Source organism: Paenibacillus sp. ALE3 (assembly GCF_054113405.1).
Window position 1 is genome coordinate 4,327,392 of sequence record NZ_CM134214.1, and the last position, 20,109, is coordinate 4,347,500.

Genomic DNA, 20,109 nt, shown 5'->3' on the forward strand with positions numbered 1-20,109 from the left:
CCTCAAGAGTCGGTCAGATGCGTAGGATTGGGTGCTGCTTGGTGGTGGTTCGTGCTGTGAGTGGCGTGTTTTCCTTTGTGAGTTGCGGGTCTTCCCGCAATTCACAAGGACACGCTTTGATGCGTGGCCGCCTTTGGTAGTGACGGCGGCAGGGGCACGTCCCGGGCTGTTTGCTTTGCAAAGTCGGGGACGTGCCGGTCAAAGAAGTGAGCAGCGCTAACGGGCGGCTTACTTCTTTGGCCCTTGAGGCAGGCAGCTTCCTCCCTGCCTGTTAAAAACTCATGGCATGAAATAGTTATGCCATGAGTTTTTAACGGCCTTACCTATCCTCTTCCCGGTGGGAACAGAAGAGGTACAGGCACTGCTGCAAAATACTGCACACCTGAGGAACGCAGCGGGTGGAAGGATTCTGGAGAAGCGAAGCGCTCGCCTTTGCCGCTGGATTCCAACCCTGTAAGGGGTTAATCCAATCCTGGAATCTGGCGGCAACAGCGATCGTAAGAACCTTCCACACGCGGAGTGGTTCCCTCAGAACCGCCATCCCATGCCTCCATGCACCTCTGTACCTCTTTTGTTCCCTATATTAACAACTACACCCGAACTTTTCTTCGCCTTTAAAATCTACCTGTGTCGGATAATCATTATCGAAACAAGCCATGCACAAACCGCCCTTGTAATCCTGTTCGTTATGTCCGCCTACCGCGGCAATCAATCCCTCGGCGCTCATAAAATAGAGCGAATCGGCGTTAATCTCTTGCCGAATCTCCTCCACGGTTTTGGACGAAGCGATCAGTTCCCGACGGTCCGGCGTGTCGATACCGTAGAAGCACGGGTTTTTGAAAGGCGGTGAGGTAATTCGTACATGTACTTCCAAAGCGCCCGCATCCCGCAGCATATTTACGATTCGACGAGATGTGGTGCCCCGAACGATAGAGTCGTCGATCATAATGACCCGTTTACCTTCAACCACACGGCGTACGGCGCTCAGTTTCATTTTTACCCCCTGCTCGCGCAGCTCCTGACTCGGTTGAATAAAGGTACGTCCAGTGTATTTATTTTTAATCATGCCCAGCTCATAGGGAATACCTGTTTGCTCTGCATAACCAATTGCAGCCGAAATGCTGGAATCCGGTACACCGGTAACCAAATCTGCATCGACAAAAGCCTCTAGCGCCATCTGGCTGCCCATTCGTTTGCGTGCTGCATGAAGATTAGAACCATTCAAGTCACTGTCAGGACGAGCAAAATAAATATACTCCATCGCACACAGCGCTTTACGCTGCTTAGCTTCCGTATAACGGTCTTCGTGCAGTCCGTTTTTATCCAGAACTAGCAGTTCACCTGGCTCAATATCGCGCAACAGTTCTGCACCAATAGTTTCCAAGGCACAAGACTCGGATGCAAACAAATAAGCATCGCCCAATCTGCCCATCGTCAATGGACGCAAGCCGTTGGGATCAGAAGCCACAAGCAGCTTGTCATTGGTCATAATAAGGAAAGCAAACCCTCCGACAATACGCTTTAATGCATCCTTGGCAGCCTCCACTAAATCCTTGGACGACCGGGCGATCAAATGTGCTACTACTTCGGTATCGCTGGTTGTTTGAAAAATAGACCCACCCTGCTCCAGCTCATGCCGAATTTGCAAAGCATTCACGATATTTCCGTTCGTCGCTACCGCCAAATCACCATCACGATACTTGAACACCAAAGGCTGTGCATTCGTCAGCTTACTGTCTCCACTTGTCGAATAGCGCACATGTCCTATGGCAATATCGCCTGTCAACGAAGCCATTAAGTCTTTATTAAATACTTCTTTGACAAGTCCCATTCCACGATGATAATGGAATTCGTCGCCACTGCTCACACAGATACCTGCACTTTCTTCACCACGATGCTGAAGCGCGTGCAAGCCGTAATACGCTAGGGAAGCGGCATCGGAGTGTCTGTACACCCCGAATACGCCGCATTCCTCTTTTAATTTATCGAACAGCCCCTCTTTACCCGAGCCTTCATTATAATAATCTCCAGTCCACAACGTCCGTGCTGTTATTTCATCAGACATGGAATGACATCCTCCCAGATTTGCTTCAAACTGGCGACTGCCTCGTTCAAAGCGGGTTGTCCGTTCACCTCAACTGTCAATTGTGATCCTTCAACTTTTCCCAATACGGTAACTGGTACTTCCACTCCACGCAGATGTGCTTCCAACGCAGACGCTTTATCCGGTGATGCAGATAACAAAATGCGGGATTGACTTTCGCTGAATAAAGCATGATCAGGGCGCAAAGACGTTTCTACGTTAACCTGCACTCCCAATCCGCTGCTAATGCCGGATTCGGCAAGCGCTACAGCCAATCCGCCCTCTGCGAGATCATGTGCGGATTGTACCAATCCGGCCTGAATCGCTCCTAGCACCGCTGTCAGCAGTTTTTTCTCTACATTCAAATCGAGCTCAGGCGGACGTCCTTCGGATACACCGTGCACGACAGCCTGGAACTCACTACCTCCTAGCTCAGCCTTCGTCTCTCCCACTAGGAAAATGACATCGCCTTCGGCTTTGAAGCCTTGTGTCGTAATATGATCTGTATCATGTACCAGACCGACCATTCCGACTACAGGCGTCGGATAGATCGAACCTTTGGCATTTTCGTTGTACAAGCTAACGTTGCCCCCGATAACAGGTGTATCCAGTACACGGCAAGCTTCTGCCATACCGTCTACGGCTTTTTCCATTTGCCAGAAAATATCCGGTTTTTCAGGGTTACCAAAGTTCAGATTGTCCGTAATCGCCAAAGGCTCTCCACCAGAGCATACAATGTTTCGAGCTGCTTCGCTGACTGCAATCCGTCCACCTACCTCAGGGTCCAGATATACATAACGTCCGTTACAGTCCGTAGTCATTGCAAGTCCCTTGCGGGTGCCACGTACGGTCACTACAGCTGCATCCGAACCCGGACGAACGGCCGTACTGGTGCGAACCATGTAATCATATTGCTCGTATACCCATTTCTTGCTAGCTACACTTGGTGAAGATAGCACCTTTTTCAGCGCGCCGTTCAAGTCCGTTACTTCTGCATACCGAAGTGTGTCAATCGCAGCATTTTGCTCATAATAAGCAGGGACTTCGGAAGGCTTGTCATAGATCGGACACTCGTCAACTAGCGCCGTCACTGGCATATCACCCACCACTTCACCGTGATGGAACAAACGCAAACGACCGTCATCCGTCACTTTACCGACCTTGGCACAAATGACGCCCCAACGCTCGAAAATTTCAAGCGCCTGTGCTTCATCCTTTGGCTCAACAACGAACAACATACGCTCCTGTGATTCAGACAGCATCATTTCATAAGGTGTCATGCCCTCTTCACGTTGCGGTACCTGATCCAGGTACAGCTCAAGACCGTTGCCCGCCTTGCTTGCCATTTCAGCACTGGAGCAGGTAAGTCCCGCTGCGCCCATATCCTGAATACCCAGTACAATACCGCTGTCGATCAGTTCCAGACATGATTCCATAACCAGCTTTTCCATGAATGGATCGCCCACTTGAACCGCAGTCCGATTCGCTTCGGATTCCTCTGTCAGCTCAACGGATGCGAAGGTCGCTCCGTGAATCCCGTCACGACCTGTCGGAGGCCCCACATAAAACACCGGGTTGCCGACCCCCTTTGCCACACCGCGCTGGATTTTATCATGGTCAATCAATCCTACACACATTGCATTGACGAGCGGATTGCCTTCGTAGCTTTCGTCAAATACAACCTCTCCACCCACGGTCGGAATACCGATACAGTTCCCGTAGCCCGCAATACCCGATACCACATGCTCAAACAAATATTTCACGCGGTCGCTCTCCAGCTTGCCAAAACGCAAAGAGTTCAACACAGCTACAGGTCTTGCGCCCATGGAGAAAATATCACGGATGATGCCGCCTACCCCAGTCGCTGCCCCTTGAAAAGGTTCTACAGCGGATGGATGGTTATGACTTTCGATTTTAAATACAACCGCTTGGTTGTCTCCAATATCTACAATCCCTGCTCCTTCACCCGGTCCCATCAGCACTCGCGGACCGCTCGTCGGGAAACGTCTCAACAACGGCTTGGAGTTTTTGTAAGCACAATGCTCTGACCACATAACACTGAACACGCCAATTTCCGTATAATTCGGCTGACGCCCCATGAAATCACAGATCAGCGCATATTCACTGTCCGACACACCCATCTGCTGATACAGTTTATGTTCGGCAACCTGCTCTGCCGTCGGTTCCTTAGCGGACACTTGCTGCGCCATGACGATCCCTCCAAGCATTCAAAATAGATGTAAACATACGTTTGCCGTCATCCGTGCCAAGCAATGCATCCACCGCACGTTCCGGATGGGGCATCATGCCCAGCACGTTACCTTGTTCATTACAAATCCCCGCAATATCCGTCATGGAACCATTGGGATTATCTTTATACGTAAATACGATCTGATTGTTCGCCTGCAAACGAGCCAGCGTCTCATCATCACAGTAATAGTTGCCTTCACCATGTGCGATCGGAATAATGATTTCTTCACCAGCAGTATAATCTCTTGTAAAAGGCGTATCGTTATTCGCAACCTGCAACACCGTATCACGGCAAAGGAATTTCATCGACAGATTACGGCGCAAAGCTCCTGGCAACAGCCCGGCTTCGGTCAAAATTTGAAAACCGTTGCAAATCCCCAAAATATATTTGCCTTCAGCAGCCGCTTTGGCTACTTCCTTCATCACCGGGGCAAACCGGGAAATCGCACCGCACCGCAGATAATCCCCGTAGGAGAAGCCTCCCGGAACAAGAATACAATCGTAAGGTGACAGATCCGTTGCAGTATGCCAAACATAATCGACAGGTTCACCGACCGTGTCCTCTATCGCCTTATAGCAGTCAATATCACAGTTGGAGCCCGGAAAAACCAGAACTGCAAATTTCATGGAATCAGCCCTCCAGTTCGTAGCGGTAGTCTTCAATGACCGTGTTGGCCAACAGCTTTTCACACATCTCGATGACGCGTTTCTCTGCACTCTCGCGGTCTGTTGTATCCAGATTGAGTTCCATATACTTACCAATTCTGACGCTGTCCACTTCTCCGAAACCCATAGAATGCAGTGCGCCTTGCACCGCGACCCCCTGCGGGTCCAAAACGCTTTGCTTAATCGTGACATAGACTGTTGCTTTCATCATGTTCCTTCAGTTCCTCCTCCGAATGAGTGAATCCTATTGGTTGAATTATGATTACTATTTACTGTGCCGTCAGACGCCGCCAAATATCCGTATATCTTGCAGTTGTTTCTTCTACGACCTCAGCAGGCAACGGATCGGGCTTGCTGTTCTTGTCCCAACCGGATGATGCCAAATAGCTTCGTACCGGCTCCTTGTCCATGCTGTCAATCTCCACATCCAGCTCATACTTTTCCTGCGCCCAAAAACGGGATGAGTCCGGGGTGAAAATTTCATCAATCAAAATCACCTTGCCATCAACAAGACCAAACTCAAACTTGCAATCCGCTAAAATGATTCCTCGCTTTTCGCAGAAAGCACGCGCAAATTCGTACAATGCCAAGCTTTTTTCCTCAAGCTCACCGGTTAGCTGGGCCCCGACCAGCTCTTTCATTTGGTGAAGGGAAATGTCCTCGTCGTGACCGACATCATTTTTTGCAGCCGGTGTAAATAGAGGCTTGGGAAAGCGTTCATTCTTACGTAGCCCCTTGGGCAATAGAATACCGTTTACCTCGCCGGTCTGCTCATACTGACGCCAGCCGCCTCCGGTAATATATCCGCGCACCACACACTCGATGTCGATGCGTTCAGCCTTCAGCGTAACCATGATCCGGTCCTTTAGCAGCTCTTTATGCTGTTCGTCGATGACATGTCCGAGCTTGTCTACATCGGTATGCACGACATGGTTTTCCAGCAGGTCTTTCGTCTGTTCAAACCAGAAAGCACTGAGCTTGTTCAATACATTTCCTTTTTCCGGTACGGGCGGCTCCAACACATAATCAAAAGCCGAAATCCGGTCCGTCACGACAATCAGAAAATGTTCTCCGAGATCATACAACTCACGCACTTTGCCTTTGTACAAGAGCGGCGCATGAATCAGATCTTCGGCGGTAGACAATGACATTTCATTACACCTCTTTCATAGAAGTTGCCCCTCCTAAATCGAACCTTTGCCCCTCCTAAATCCTCCCCTCGGGGAGGACCCCCAGGGCTGCTGCCCTCGGGACTCCCGCAAGAGTTGGCTGGTGAGCCGGGTGAGGGCGTCTATTTTGTAGCTACGGTCGGGTGAGCGCGCTCCGCTGGATGAAGCTTGTTGGCACAAGCCTCATCCAGCAACGCTTTTACGTCGGCGCGAACGGCTGGCTCAAGGCTTCGCTTCTTGAGCCTTGCGCGTTTCTGGAAGGACTACGGGCTGTTTGCTGTGCAAATTCGGCAGTCCTTCCAGAAACGTTGCTTGTGATAGAAAAGCGTGTTCCACTGCTTTTCCATCGCTCTTGGGAAGGTGCGGCATCTTATGTGCCGCACCTTCCCTAGCTCTGCTCCCACATGAGGGTTGGTGCTGGAAGCAGCGGAGCGGACGGAATCGTTCTGGAGAAGCGTTAGCGTTTGCCTTTGCCCCTGGATTCCGACCATATCTGGTCTTATACAATCACAGGAATCTAGGGGCAACAGCAATCGGAAGAATGATCCGTTCGCGTAGCGGCCTCATCACGCTCCTGAGCTTCTCCCAAGCACCAAACCTCCTCTTACTCCCCTAATCCCAGCTTTTTAAAGATCGTATCCACGTTTTTCAAATGCCAAGCTGGGTTGAACGCATCCTCGATTTCATCCGGACTGAGCACGTCAGTAATTTCAGGAGTCGCCTCGACGATTTCGCGGAACTGGCGTTGTTCTTCCCATGCCTGCATAGCACGCGGCTGCACGGTATCGTAAGCTTTTTCACGACTAAATCCCTTGTCGATCAGCTTCGTCATAATACGGCCAGAGAATGGTACACCATACGTACGCGCCATATTGCGCTTCATATTTTCAGGGAAGACCGTCAGATTTTTCACGATATTGCCAAAACGGTTCAGCATGTAGTTCAACAGCATTGTTGCATCTGGCAGAATGATGCGTTCTACAGAAGAATGCGAAATGTCGCGCTCATGCCACAGCGTAACGTTCTCATACGCCGATACCATATGCCCGCGAATCACACGTGCCAGGCCGGAGATGTTTTCACTTCCGATCGGATTGCGTTTATGCGGCATTGCGGAAGATCCTTTTTGACCCTTAGCAAAAGCTTCTTCCACCTCGCGGAATTCACTCTTTTGCAATGCACGGACTTCTGTAGCAAACTTGTCCAACGATGTGGCGATCAACGCCAACGTGGCCATATATTCAGCATGGCGATCACGCTGAAGCGTTTGTGTAGAAATCGGAGCAGGCTTGGTGCCCAGCTTGCGGCATACGAATTCTTCCACAGCCGGGTCAATGTTGGCATATGTTCCGACTGCACCGGACATTTTACCGTATTGCACCTGGTCAGCAGCATAGCGGAAACGTTCCAGATTGCGCTTCATTTCCTCGTACCACAGGCCCATTTTCAGTCCGAATGTGGTCGGCTCAGCGTGCACTCCATGTGTACGTCCCATCATCGGTGTGTGCTTGTAAGCCAATGCCTTTTCCTTCAAAATCTCAATAAAATTCAGAATATCTCGTTCCAGAATTTCATTCGCCTGTTTTAACAAATAGCCCAGTGCTGTATCGACCACGTCTGTGGAGGTTAGACCGTAATGCACCCATTTGCGCTCGTCGCCAAGACTTTCGGACACTGTGCGGGTAAAAGCAATGACATCATGTCTTGTTTCCTGCTCAATTTCATAGATCCGTTCAATATCAAAGCTTGCATTTTTGCGCAGAGCCACGGTATCTTCTTTTGGGATAACACCTAACTCAGCCCATGCTTCACAGGCACACAGTTCTACTTCCAGCCAAGCTTTGAATTTATTTTCTTCCGTCCAAATCGCTCTCATTTCCGGTCTGCTATAGCGTTCGATCATGACTATTTATTCCCCCAAATATTGGTTTGATCAATCCATTCCAGCGCTTGTTCCGTATCCTGGCACAACAGATTAATATGTCCCATCTTTCGGCCTGGCTTGGCTTCACTTTTTCCATACAAATGCAGCTTCGGTACAACACTCAATCTTTCAGCTTCAGCATCTGTTTGTCCGAACCGCCGAATTACGTTCTCCAAATGCTCACCTAGTACATTGACCATCACGACCGGAGTCAGCAGCTTCGTGTTGCCCAGTGGCAAACCACAAATCGCACGTATATGTTGCTCAAATTGCGAAGTGGCGCAACCCTCCATCGTGTAATGGCCGGAGTTATGGGGTCGTGGTGCCAACTCATTAACGTATAATTGTCCATCTTCGGTGACAAACATCTCCACAGCGAGCAGCCCCACCGCATCCAATGACTCCGCCACAGCCAGCGCCAATTTGCGTGCTTCCTCCTGGACAGGTTCAGGTACGCGTGCGGGTACAATCGACGTGTGCAAAATGTTGTTCACGTGAATGTTTTCCGCAGGCGGAAAGGCTTTGGCTTCACCGTTCGTGCTGCGAGCTACAATCACCGAGATTTCGCAGCGAAAACGGATGAACTGTTCCAACACCAGTTCCGCACCGCTTCCAGCCAGTTGCTCGTAGGCATTCGTGGCTTCCTCCAATTGGCGAACGACCACTTGGCCCTTGCCATCATAACCGCCGACTGCTGTTTTGAGCACACACGGTACACCCAGTTCGGCTACCGCTTGAACCATATCGGCAGAACTGCTAATTTCACGATATGGAGCGACAGGAACACCAGCTGCTTCAATAGAACGTTTTTCACGCAGACGATGCTGTGTCGTGTACAAAAGACTACTGCCCTGCGGTACACTGGATTCCTGTTCCAAAAGCGCGGCTACACCTGCATCCACATTTTCAAACTCATACGTGATCACATCACACCGTGCAGCTAGTTCTCTGGCCGCGCGTTCATCATCATAGGCAGCACGGATTTGTTCGGACACCTGTCCACACGGACTATCCGGTGCAGGGTCCAGTGTTACGAAGCGATAGCCTAGGTTTGTTCCTGCCAGTACAAGCATTCTTCCTAGTTGTCCGCCTCCCAAAATTCCAATCACTGTGCCAGGAGGGCGGATTCGGCCTGCCGATTCACATGCTTCATTCATAGCGAGTCACTGCCTTCCAGTACCTCGTCACGGATACGATCGCGTCTTGCCACAACCCGCTGACTTATCTTTTCGTCAAAAGCACCTAATATTTGTGCAGCCAGCAGCCCTGCGTTGGTAGAGCCTGCCTTACCGATCGCCACAGTGGCGACTGGAATACCACCCGGCATCTGCACAATGGAGAGCAGGGAGTCCAGACCATTCAGAGCCTTCGACTGGACAGGCACGCCAATTACTGGCAAGGATGTCTTCGCAGCCACCATTCCCGGCAGATGTGCAGCCCCGCCCGCTCCAGCAATAATGACCTTTAATCCGCGCCCGGCGGCCTCTTCTGCAAAACGAAACATTAAATCCGGTGTACGATGGGCTGAAACTACTTTTTTCTCATATCCGATTTCAAGCTCGTCCAGCACAGCACATGCATGTTGCATGGTGTCCCAGTCTGATGTGCTGCCCATAATGACAGCGACCTGCACTGACATGTCCTTCACTCCCTGTTTATCAATAAGCGCCAAAAATCCGGCACTCGAAAATAACGTTATTTTCAAGACACCGGACTACGAAAAAACAAACGACAGAGCCTCTTAAAGGCATGCCAAAAGCAAGCCTGTTCCACCGCATCCAATGCGGCTTCAGCCGTATGTCTCCCGTAGTCCGGAAATTTAAGGTTTCCAGGTAGAAACTTCCGGGCCATATCCCCGGCATTATACGAGTCAGGATTGTGCTTACTCCATACCCAACGATATACTTTCCTAGCGTAATCGTGGTGAGTTTCGGCTCCAACATGCGTACCTAATTAAATTGTACCTAAAGTTCATTTTTTATCGACAATACACTTCATAGTTTAACAATTCCCTACACCCTGTGTCAACTTGAAAACGAACATTGTCATAATGATACAATTTAATGTTCGTGTTTAACAAAAACCAAGCCCTTTATATGCACACCTCGGGACTATTGTATTACATTTAGCTATCTCTCTACCTACACTGATAACGGCCAGCAATACATCTTACTAACAAAAATAAAAAGCCGGCACTTCCTGTACAGGTAGTGATCCGACTTTTACTTTTTTTATTTCGTTATTTTACGACCAGCACGGGGATACGTGCATGCTGCACCACATTGTGACTTACGCTACCTAATACAAATTCACGAATGCCACCCAATCCGCGACTGCCGATCACAATCACATCGAAGCCATTCTCATTGGCATAATCCAAAATGACTTCGGCCGGCGAACCTTGAATCAGCTCCACCTTGGCGTCTACACCTTGCTCAGCAAGCCGCCTTTTAACTTCATCCGTAGTTTGCTCAGCCAAATCATAATACTCTTTATTCACCGAAGCTGGAATTGGAGCCAAACCTTCGCCCATAAAAATCCGCGGGAAATCGAATGCTGTTACGACCTCAAGCTTCGAGGAGGGTGATGCCTTCACCAATTCAGCCGCCTTCAATAAAGCTTTGTTGGATGCATCCGAACCGTCATAAGCAAGCAATACTTTTGAAAATAGCATAATACGCACCTCTTCCGAATTCAGTTTGTTTAATCAAAGCCTGAAATTATGTATTCCTGTGGTTGTTCACTTCATTACATCAAGTAATGGCCGAGAATAGCCTTCTCAATCATCATTAAACTTCCCTATGAGAAGCTAAACTCCCAGCCTTACCGTAAAAAATACCCATAGAGCAATGCGTTAATGAATAGCAACGCAGGAATACCTAATCTGAAGGTCATATGCCGTGTTTTATGGCGTTTGCGGTACATCGCAATGAGTACACCCAATGCGCCCCCGATCAGGGCCAGCAAAAACAACGTCCGTTCAGGTACGCGATCACGGTGTTTACGTGCTCTCTTTTTATCTTCCGACATTACCAGATAGCCTACTGCATTGATGAACAGCAGCCATACCAACAAGCCTGTCTGCAATGTCTCCCCTCCTTTTGCACACCGTACCAGTTTCAGGTATTAGGACTTATATAGAGCTCTCTCCTTCATTATAACCTCACCCCTTTTATAGAAACAACGCCTTCTCTGACTGGGAAAACGTTTTTGCGGAAATAGTAACGGTGTATGAGGGCAATTCCCGAGTGCATCTATTTTGTCTTAAAGGAGGAACTACGATGGAAAGCACCCATGAGTACGTTGAAAAGCTACGAGAAAATGCAAAAAAGGCAGAACGTAACCGTAAACAAGGAAAAGGAACTCCCAGCGCCAGCTTGCCAACAAAACAGCACAGCAAAAACCCCTGATCATGAGATCTCTATTCAACTGTAGAACCATGTAAATACCGTAAGACATCAACTTCACCGTGTCACTCTCATTCAATGAAATTAAAGGTAGGTAAACTCAGTTGTTTACCCTTTTATCAAAAACAACAAGCAGACTCCTTATGAGATTTCTGCTTGTTGTTTTGTTTTCAAATCTTTTCCATCCAGGTATAATTAAAGCGATTACATATAATAAAGAAAAGTTTTAAAGTCATATTTTCTAACATATATATTGACTAAAGGCGATTTCACACCCTATAATGCGTGATATTAACGTTATTCGACAAAATATTTGTCAGTTAATCTATCATTAAATTTCGAGGTTTAAGATTGGAGAGGAGCTTTATATGACTAACATGAAAAAAATGACAATGATTCCCCTGTTGGCCAGCTTTATTCTCGGAAGTACCTTATGGAGTGGTGGATTTACTGCTAACGTTGCGGCAGCAGCTACAACCAATACAACGTTATCTACTTCTAGCACTACAACTTTGGACAAATCTGATAAGCCACAAACTAATCACTTGCCCAATATTAAAATACTGGCCACAGGAGGAACCATTGCAGGGTCATCCTCCGTCAACACAGATACAACTGGCTACAAAGCAGGTGCATTAGGTGTTGAAACCTTGATCAATGCCGTTCCTGAGATGAAAAGTATTGCAAATGTCAGTGGTGAGCAAGTGGTTAACGTAGGTAGCCCCGATGTTAATAATGAAATCCTCTTAAAACTTGCCAAACGCACCAACGAACTGCTTGCCAGAGATGATGTAGATGGTATTGTCATTACCCATGGTACAGATACATTGGAAGAAACGGCATACTTCCTCAATCTTGTCGTTAAGAGCGATAAGCCTGTAGTTGTTGTTGGCTCTATGCGCCCAGCCACTGCCATCAGTGCCGATGGTCCATTCAACCTTTATAATGCTGTAAAAGTTGCCGGTGCTTCGGCCTCTAAAGGCCAGGGTGTACTCGTACTGCTGAACGATCGCATCGGTGCAGCAAGATATATCACGAAAACAAACACAACAGCAGTCGATACGTTCAAGTCTGTAGAGCAGGGATACCTTGGAGCTGTAGTAGGCGATCAAGTATACTACTACAACAAATCCACTCATAAGCACACAACTTCTTCTGTATTCGATATCTCTAATCTCACCCAGCTACCACAAGTAGATATTTTATACGAATATCAAAACAACGGTCGCTACCTGTATGATGCAGCCGTAGCAGCTGGTGCCAAGGGTATAGTGGTCGCTGGTTCCGGTAATGGTTCCTTGTCCAAGACCTCCTCAGAAGGCGCAGAGGCTGCAGGTAAAAAAGGAGTTATTATTGCCCGCTCTACCCGCGTAGGAAGTGGAGTTGTGTCCCCGTCGACAAAAGACGCAGCTTCGAACTTTGTGTCCACTGATTCGCTCAATCCGCAAAAAGCACGGATTTTGCTCATGCTCGCTTTGACCCAAACGCACGATGTGAACCAAATTCAATCTTTCTTTAATGAATACTAAGAGCAGTCATTCCAAGTCAAATAAATACAACTTCCTTATTATGAAAAAGAAGCAGCAGTTACGGTTGACCGCCGTACTGCTGCTTCTTTTATGCAAGAAAATAGAGTCTGGGACCGATAACTAATTTATCTGGTTTCCAATCGTTCTGGTCTTATACAGCCATTCGTTTTCCCTTACAGGCAGCATCAAGACTGCTGTTTGGGAATCCCATTCAAGCTTGGAGGATATTTAGCTTGCTTCTCTGGATGAGCAGCGATTTCTTCCTCCAGTATACTTGATTTATTTTGCTGATTATTGATTTTAAGCGGCTTATGCTTGGGCATAAATACTCACCTCCTCGGATTACCATGCCAAGGAGTAAGCTTTTTTATACCGATATACGCCTGCTAATTGTGTAGCTTATAGCACGTTCTGGCCAATCTTTATTCGCCCTGCTTTTGCTCCATTGCTGCTTTTAACAAATCCCCCAAACTGGAGCCAAAGGAATCCTTCTTTTCAAACTGTTTTACTAGCTTTTGCTGTTCCCGTTTGTTTACCCGTTGCTTGTCCTTATCCAGCGTCTCCGTAATGCCGCAGGGTAAGCATCTTACATACAGACCTGCTTTGCCCTCTTTCATTTCCATTTTTTTATGACACTGTGGACAACGTCGATTGGACAAGCGTTTTTCCCCTGAACGACGGTAACCACAATCCGCACTTGGACATACAAGGAACTTGCCTTTCTTCCCTTTTTTCTCCAACAACTTTGTACCACAATCCGGACAATGGCTATTCGTTACGTTATGGGGTTTGTACTCCGCGCTGCTATTTTTCACAGTAGAAACCAATTCTTTCGCCATAGCACGGATAGAATTCAAAAATGGCTCAGGTTGTCCTTGACCACGGGCAATCCGTTCCAACTCCGCTTCCCAACGTGCCGTCAATTCGGGCGTTCGTAGCTGTGGAGCCGCCAATTCGATCAGTTGCTTGCCTTTGCCAGTTGGATGCATCACGTTCCCCTGGCGCTCTATCGTATCCGAGCTGACGAGTTTCTCGATCAGATCTGCACGAGTAGCTGGTGTACCCAAGCCGTGCTTTTCCATCTGAGCGAGCAGGGCTGCTTCTGTATAACGCTTCGGCGGCATCGTTCGTCCAGCTCGTACAATGCAACGCTGCAATTGGACAGAATCTCCTTTTTTCAACTCAGGCAAAATAACGCCTCGTCCATTATTTTCACGCTCATCTATCTCTTCATCGTCCAATTCATAATGACTTTCGTCATATACAGCACGCCAACCGCTATCTTTTATGGTTGTACCTTTTACCTGAAATGTTTCTTGCCCCACCATGACCGATACAGCTACAGCATCATAACGTGCAGGTGGGTAGAACAAACTGATAAAACGGCGTGCAATCAGATCATACAGCTTACGTTCCTCTGGGCTTAACCGATTAAGTAATAATGTCTGCTCAGTAGGTATAATCGCATGGTGGTCTGTGACTTTACTGTCATCCACAACCCGCTTTGTGATTGGCAATTTGTTACGCAATAGCGGACGTGCTAAAGAAGCATACGGACCCACTGCTACGCTACTGAGTCTTTCCTTAAGTGAATCCACCATATCGGATGTAAGATAACGGCTATCTGTACGTGGATAAGTCACCAGCTTATGCTGCTCATACAGACGTTGAAGAACATTGGACGTCTGTTTGGCTGAGAAGCCATAGCGCTGGTTAGCATCTCGTTGCAGATCAGTTAAGTCATACGCCAGCGGGTGAGGCTCGTTTTTTTCACTCTTTTTAACACTCACAACTGTACCTTTGGCCCCCTCAAGCCTGTGGCGCAAAGTCTCTGCCTGAGTACGGTCAAACATACGTGAATCCCCATTTTCTGCCCGCCATGTTGCCTGAAAATGGCCAAAATCAGCCGTCAAAGTATCATAATCCTGAGAACGAAACTGGGTGATCTCTTTCTCACGTTCCATAATCATCCCCAGTGTCGGTGTCTGCACCCTTCCAGCCGAAAGCTGAGCGTTATAACGAACCGTTAACGCCCGGGTCACATTGAGACCAATCATCCAGTCCGCCTCAGCCCTACAACGAGCCGATTCATATAAACGATCAAACTGCTGGCCAGGCAATAATTTCGCGAAACCTGCCTTAATTGCCTTATCCGTCTGCGAGGAAATCCATAAGCGCCGGAACGGCTTTTTCCAGTTTGCCATTTGTATAATCCAACGCGCCAACAGTTCTCCTTCGCGAGCAGCATCTGTTGCCACGATAAGTTCTCCAATGTCCTGTCGTTTCATCAGCTGCTGTACAGCTTTGAACTGGTGATTGCTCTCCCGCAATACCTTTAACTTGGAGTTCTTCGGAAGAATGGGCAAGTCCTCCAAGTTCCAATTCGCATACTTAGAATCGTAATCCTCAGGCTCTGCTAATCCGACCAAATGACCCAAAGCCCAGGTCACTACATACTTAGGTCCTTCTATATAACTTTTATGCTTCTCACGGCTGCCCATCACACGTGCAATCTCTCTGGCCACGGATGGTTTTTCTGCCAATACCAATACCTTCATGTTACGCTCCTTTCTCTCATAATGTTAATTATACCATCCTGCCATCTTACGATAAATCTAATGCCAACCAACGTCTCTTTATTAACATGATCTTTACACACTATTACTATTGCTTATGCATTTGTTAGGCAGCTTACAAATCAGGCACACTCCATTTTAATAGCAGGCCCGCATACGTCAGGCCTCCCCCGAATCCATATAACACCACATGTTGTCCATATCTTAAACGTCCATCATCCAATCCACACTGTAAAGCCAATGGAATGGATGCCGCCGAGGTATTGCCATACAACTCTACACTCGTTAGCGTCTTTTCTAAAGGTACTGCACTCTTTTCACATATGGACTCAATCATTCTCAGATTAGCGCTATGAGGTACAAACCAGTCAAGATCCTCTTTCCCCATATTTGCCTTTTCCATTAATCGTTCGATTCCTGCTGGGACAGAGCGTACAGCCCATTTATAAACCTCACGTCCATTTTGAGCAATAAAACCATTATCTTGCAGCTTCTCTCCATCCAAATAGTTAGATAATCCTGCGCGATAAAGATGTGCTCCTCCTTGCCCAAAGGTTCCTATGTCTGCGGTCATAAACGATCCTTCATCCTCGTCATATTCAACAAGTGCGACTCCTGCTCCATCTCCAAAAAGAACACATGTCGTCCGGTCCGTATAATCTGTAATTTTGGATAATGTTTCGGCTCCAATCACTAGAACCTTACGATGTAGCCCACCCGTAATAAGACCATTTGCCAGATGAAGTCCATAGGCAAAGCCTGCGCATGCAGCACTAACATCCATTGATCCTGTATTTGGAATATTAAAATAAGCCTGAATACGGGAAGCCGTACTTGGAAAATAGTAATCAGGTGTACTTGTCGCTACAATGATCATGTCAACATCGTTCACATTTACGTTATAAAGGTTAACCATACGTTTAATAGCTTGTATACATAAATCAGATACGTACTGATCTTCAGCCGCGATTCGTCGTTCCCGCATACCCGTTCGTTGTACAATCCACTCGTCACTAGTTTCCACAAGCTTCTCCAAGTCGGCGTTCGTTAAAATCCGTTCAGGTACATAAGTGCCAAGGGCCGTTAACTTTGCTTTTGAATTCAACATTCTGATCACTCTCCTTTATAATCCTTATTCATATTATAACACCAGATACTAATACCTGGTACTAATTTTCTTAAAAAAATGTCTATCTATTTACTAGCTAATATCCACAGATTCAGTCGAACTTATAACTAACTTACTCTAATAAAAAATACTACTGAAATTTAACACAAAAAAAAGATCATGATCTCAGTGAGATCATGATCTTTTTTACTTGTTGCTTGGCAACGTCCTACTCTCCCAGGACCCTGCGGTCCAAGTACCATCGGCGCTGGAGGGCTTAACGGTCGTGTTCGGGATGGGTACGTGTGGAACCCCTCCGCTATCGCCACCAAACATGAATTTGCCTCGCAAATTCTACATTCAAGGTTACACCCTGAAAACTGGATCCGAAACTCATTGCGCCTTATCTTTAGGATAAGCCCTCGACCGATTAGTATTGGTCAGCTCCATGCATTACTGCACTTCCACCCCCAACCTATCTACCTCGTCGTCTTCAAGGGGTCTTACTAATTGGGAAATCTCATCTTGAGGGGGGCTTCACGCTTAGATGCTTTCAGCGCTTATCCCTTCCGTACATAGCTACCCAGCGGTGCTCCTGGCGGAACAACTGGTACACCAGCGGTACGTCCATCCCGGTCCTCTCGTACTAAGGACAGCTCCTCTCAAATTTCCTACGCCCACGACAGATAGGGACCGAACTGTCTCACGACGTTCTGAACCCAGCTCGCGTACCGCTTTAATGGGCGAACAGCCCAACCCTTGGGACCTACTTCAGCCCCAGGATGCGATGAGCCGACATCGAGGTGCCAAACCTCCCCGTCGATGTGGACTCTTGGGGGAGATAAGCCTGTTATCCCCAGGGTAGCTTTTATCCGTTGAGCGATGGCCCTTCCATGCGGTACCACCGGATCACTAAGCCCGACTTTCGTCCCTGCTCGACTTGTAGGTCTCGCAGTCAAGCTCCCTTCTGCCTTTGCACTCTTCGAATGATTTCCAACCATTCTGAGGGAACCTTGGGGCGCCTCCGTTACTCTTTAGGAGGCGACCGCCCCAGTCAAACTGCCCACCTGACACTGTCCTCGCACCGGATCACGGTACCAAGTTAGAACCTAGATACGATCAGGGTGGTATCCCAAGGATGCCTCCTCTCAAGCTGGCGCTCAAGATTCAACGGCTCCCACCTATCCTGTACAGATCGTACCCAAATTCAATATCAAGCTGCAGTAAAGCTCCATGGGGTCTTTCCGTCTTGTCGCGGGTAACCTGCATCTTCACAGGTATTAAAATTTCACCGGATCTCTCGTTGAGACAGCGCCCAAGTCGTTACGCCATTCGTGCGGGTCAGAATTTACCTGACAAGGAATTTCGCTACCTTAGGACCGTTATAGTTACGGCCGCCGTTTACTGGGGCTTCGGTTCATAGCTTCGCTCCGAAGAGCTTACCACTCCCCTTAACCTTCCAGCACCGGGCAGGCGTCAGCCCGTATACTTCGCCTTGCGGCTTCGCACAGACCTGTGTTTTTGCTAAACAGTCGCTTGGGCCTTTTCACTGCGGCCCCCTCGGGCTATTCACCCTACCGAGGCACCCCTTCTCCCGAAGTTACGGGGTCATTTTGCCGAGTTCCTTAACGAGAGTTCTTCCGCGCGCCTTAGAATTCTCTTCTCGCCTACCTGTGTCGGTTTGCGGTACGGGCACCTTCTCCTGGCTAGAGGCTTTTCTTGGCAGTCTGAGATCATGACCTTCGCTACTACAATTTTCGCTCCCCATCACAGCCCAGCCTTACGATGTGCGGATTTGCCTACACATCAGCCTCACTGCTTAGACGGACATCCATCAGTCCGCGTCACTACCCTACTGCGTCACCCCATCGCTCATAGCGGATTACGGTGGTACAGGAATTTCGACCTGTTGTCCTTCGACTACGCCTATCGGCCTCGCCTTAGGTCCCGACTTACCCTGAGCGGACGAACCTTCCTCAGGAACCCTTAGGCTTTCGGCGGATCTGATTCTCACAGATCTTTTCGTTACTCATACCGGCATTCTCACTTGAATGCAGTCCAGCGCTCCTTCCGGTACACCTTCAACCCGCATTCAACGCTCCCCTACCCCTGATGCAAAGCATCAAGCCATAGCTTCGGTGGTGTGTTTAGCCCCGTTACATTTTCGGCGCAGAGTCACTCGACCAGTGAGCTATTACGCACTCTTTCAATGGTGGCTGCTTCTAAGCCAACATCCTGGTTGTCTGTGCAACTCCACATCCTTTCCCACTTAACACACACTTGGGGACCTTAGCTGATGGTCTGGGCTGTTTCCCTTTCGACAATGGATCTTAGCACTCACTGTCTGACTCCCGGAACTAAATCTATGGCATTCGGAGTTTGACTGAGCTTGGTAACCCTTGCGGGCCCCGCACCCAATCAGTGCTCTACCTCCACGATTCTTTTTTCCGAGGCTAGCCCTAAAGCTATTTCGGGGAGAACCAGCTATCTCCGGGTTCGATTGGAATTTCTCCGCTACCCCCACCTCATCCCCGCATTTTTCAACATGCGTGGGTTCGGGCCTCCAGTGCGTGTTACCGCACCTTCACCCTGGACAGGGGTAGATCACCCGGTTTCGGGTCTACGTCCACGTACTCATTCGCCCTATTCAGACTCGCTTTCGCTGCGGCTTCAGCTCTTCACCTTAACCTTGCACGGGAACGTAACTCGCCGGTTCATTCTACAAAAGGCACGCCATCACCCATCGATCGGGCTCTGACTTCTTGTAAGCACACGGTTTCAGGATCTATTTCACTCCCCTTCCGGGGTGCTTTTCACCTTTCCCTCACGGTACTGCTTCACTATCGGTCGCCAGGGAGTATTTAGCCTTGGCAGATGGTCCTGCCGGATTCATACGGGGTTTCACGTGCCCCGCACTACTCGGGATCCGTCTCGGAGGGAACAGGTTTTGAACTACAGGGCTTTTACCTTCTCTGGCGGGCCTTTCCAGACCTCTTCATCTAACCGGTTCCTTTGTAACTCCATGTGAGACGTCCCACAACCCCAAGGAGCAAGCTCCTTGGTTTGGGCTAATCCGCGTTCGCTCGCCGCTACTGACGGAATCACTATTGTTTTCTCTTCCTCAGGGTACTTAGATGTTTCAGTTCCCCTGGTCTGCCTCTCACTCACCTATGAATTCAGTGAGTAGTGACTGTCGATGAAGACAGCCGGGTTTCCCCATTCGGACATCCCCGGATCAAAGCTTGCTTACAGCTCCCCGAGGCTTTATCGTTGTTCGCCACGTCCTTCGTCGGCTCCTGGCGCCTAGGCATCCTCCGTGTGCTCTTTGTAGCTTAACCTAGACTTTTCTTTCGCAGAAAGAAAATGTCGATCAATAAGAAAATGATTTTTGCTATAA

General features: G+C 48.5%; 15 protein-coding genes, 2 rRNA genes and 1 riboswitch. Of the genes, 2 read left to right on the top strand and 15 right to left on the bottom strand.

Annotated elements, in window-relative coordinates:
- Positions 1-583 precede the first annotated feature (583 nt).
- From purF to ACXHJ2_RS19255, 10 genes are all read right to left on the bottom strand, one after another.
- On the bottom strand, positions 584-2,065 hold the full coding sequence (gene purF / locus ACXHJ2_RS19210; protein ID WP_165082826.1) for an amidophosphoribosyltransferase: 1,482 nt from the start codon (positions 2,063-2,065) through the stop codon (positions 584-586).
- Positions 2,050-4,293 carry a phosphoribosylformylglycinamidine synthase subunit PurL gene (gene purL / locus ACXHJ2_RS19215; protein ID WP_165082828.1) on the bottom strand — a complete coding sequence of 748 codons (2,244 nt, stop codon included), beginning with the start codon at positions 4,291-4,293 and terminating at the stop codon, positions 2,050-2,052. Before purL ends, purF begins: the two co-directional genes overlap by 16 nt.
- Positions 4,271-4,960 carry a phosphoribosylformylglycinamidine synthase subunit PurQ gene (gene purQ, locus ACXHJ2_RS19220; RefSeq protein ID WP_040102116.1) on the bottom strand — a complete coding sequence of 230 codons (690 nt, stop codon included), beginning with the start codon at positions 4,958-4,960 and terminating at the stop codon, positions 4,271-4,273. Before purQ ends, purL begins: the two co-directional genes overlap by 23 nt.
- A 4-nt stretch (positions 4,961-4,964) precedes the next feature.
- The gene (gene purS, locus ACXHJ2_RS19225) at positions 4,965-5,210 is read right to left on the bottom strand and encodes a phosphoribosylformylglycinamidine synthase subunit PurS (RefSeq protein ID WP_007428837.1); all 246 of its coding nucleotides are present in this window, start codon (positions 5,208-5,210) and stop codon (positions 4,965-4,967) included.
- Positions 5,211-5,268: 58 nt separating this feature from the next.
- Positions 5,269-6,150: a phosphoribosylaminoimidazolesuccinocarboxamide synthase gene (locus ACXHJ2_RS19230; protein WP_165082830.1), complete on the bottom strand. Its 882-nt coding sequence runs from the start codon at positions 6,148-6,150 to the stop codon at positions 5,269-5,271.
- Between the two features lie 622 nt (positions 6,151-6,772).
- A complete protein-coding gene (purB, locus tag ACXHJ2_RS19235; protein ID WP_013369469.1) occupies positions 6,773-8,071 on the bottom strand; it encodes an adenylosuccinate lyase in 1,299 nt (432 codons plus the stop codon).
- 2 nt (positions 8,072-8,073) lie between these two features.
- Positions 8,074-9,249 (bottom strand): 5-(carboxyamino)imidazole ribonucleotide synthase, encoded by a 1,176-nt coding sequence (gene purK, locus ACXHJ2_RS19240; protein WP_165082832.1) that lies wholly within the window; start codon positions 9,247-9,249, stop codon positions 8,074-8,076.
- Positions 9,246-9,731: a 5-(carboxyamino)imidazole ribonucleotide mutase gene (gene purE / locus ACXHJ2_RS19245; RefSeq protein WP_013369467.1), complete on the bottom strand. Its 486-nt coding sequence runs from the start codon at positions 9,729-9,731 to the stop codon at positions 9,246-9,248. Before purE ends, purK begins: the two co-directional genes overlap by 4 nt.
- Positions 9,732-9,879: 148 nt before the next feature.
- Positions 9,880-9,981: riboswitch (purine riboswitch) on the bottom strand.
- 350 nt (positions 9,982-10,331) lie between these two features.
- Positions 10,332-10,766 carry a universal stress protein gene (locus tag ACXHJ2_RS19250; RefSeq protein ID WP_165082834.1) on the bottom strand — a complete coding sequence of 145 codons (435 nt, stop codon included), beginning with the start codon at positions 10,764-10,766 and terminating at the stop codon, positions 10,332-10,334.
- A 149-nt stretch (positions 10,767-10,915) separates the two neighbouring features.
- A complete protein-coding gene (locus tag ACXHJ2_RS19255) occupies positions 10,916-11,179 on the bottom strand; it encodes a DUF1294 domain-containing protein (RefSeq protein WP_013369464.1) in 264 nt (87 codons plus the stop codon).
- Positions 11,180-11,373: 194 nt separating this feature from the next.
- Here ACXHJ2_RS19255 and ACXHJ2_RS19260 point away from each other — a divergent pair, with 194 nt between their 5' ends.
- Both ACXHJ2_RS19260 and ACXHJ2_RS19265 read left to right on the top strand, forming a co-directional pair.
- The gene (locus tag ACXHJ2_RS19260) at positions 11,374-11,502 is read left to right on the top strand and encodes a DUF4023 family protein (protein ID WP_013369463.1); all 129 of its coding nucleotides are present in this window, start codon (positions 11,374-11,376) and stop codon (positions 11,500-11,502) included.
- Positions 11,503-11,867: 365 nt separating this feature from the next.
- The gene (locus ACXHJ2_RS19265; RefSeq protein ID WP_165082836.1) at positions 11,868-13,028 is read left to right on the top strand and encodes a type II asparaginase; all 1,161 of its coding nucleotides are present in this window, start codon (positions 11,868-11,870) and stop codon (positions 13,026-13,028) included.
- Positions 13,029-13,213: 185 nt separating this feature from the next.
- On the opposite strand, the gene ACXHJ2_RS19270 is transcribed toward ACXHJ2_RS19265, so the two are convergent.
- The 5 genes from ACXHJ2_RS19270 to ACXHJ2_RS19290 all read right to left on the bottom strand — a co-directional run bounded on the left by ACXHJ2_RS19270 (position 13,214) and on the right by ACXHJ2_RS19290 (position 20,050).
- Positions 13,214-13,351 carry a hypothetical protein gene (locus ACXHJ2_RS19270; protein ID WP_016819760.1) on the bottom strand — a complete coding sequence of 46 codons (138 nt, stop codon included), beginning with the start codon at positions 13,349-13,351 and terminating at the stop codon, positions 13,214-13,216.
- A gap of 99 nt (positions 13,352-13,450) precedes the next feature.
- Positions 13,451-15,586 carry a DNA topoisomerase III gene (locus tag ACXHJ2_RS19275; RefSeq protein WP_165082838.1) on the bottom strand — a complete coding sequence of 712 codons (2,136 nt, stop codon included), beginning with the start codon at positions 15,584-15,586 and terminating at the stop codon, positions 13,451-13,453.
- 133 nt (positions 15,587-15,719) lie between these two features.
- Positions 15,720-16,712 carry a ketoacyl-ACP synthase III gene (locus ACXHJ2_RS19280; RefSeq protein ID WP_165082840.1) on the bottom strand — a complete coding sequence of 331 codons (993 nt, stop codon included), beginning with the start codon at positions 16,710-16,712 and terminating at the stop codon, positions 15,720-15,722.
- A gap of 216 nt (positions 16,713-16,928) precedes the next feature.
- Positions 16,929-17,045, bottom strand: a 5S ribosomal RNA gene (gene rrf, locus ACXHJ2_RS19285).
- A gap of 77 nt (positions 17,046-17,122) precedes the next feature.
- Positions 17,123-20,050, bottom strand: a 23S ribosomal RNA gene (locus ACXHJ2_RS19290).
- Between the last annotated feature and the right edge of the window lie 59 nt (positions 20,051-20,109).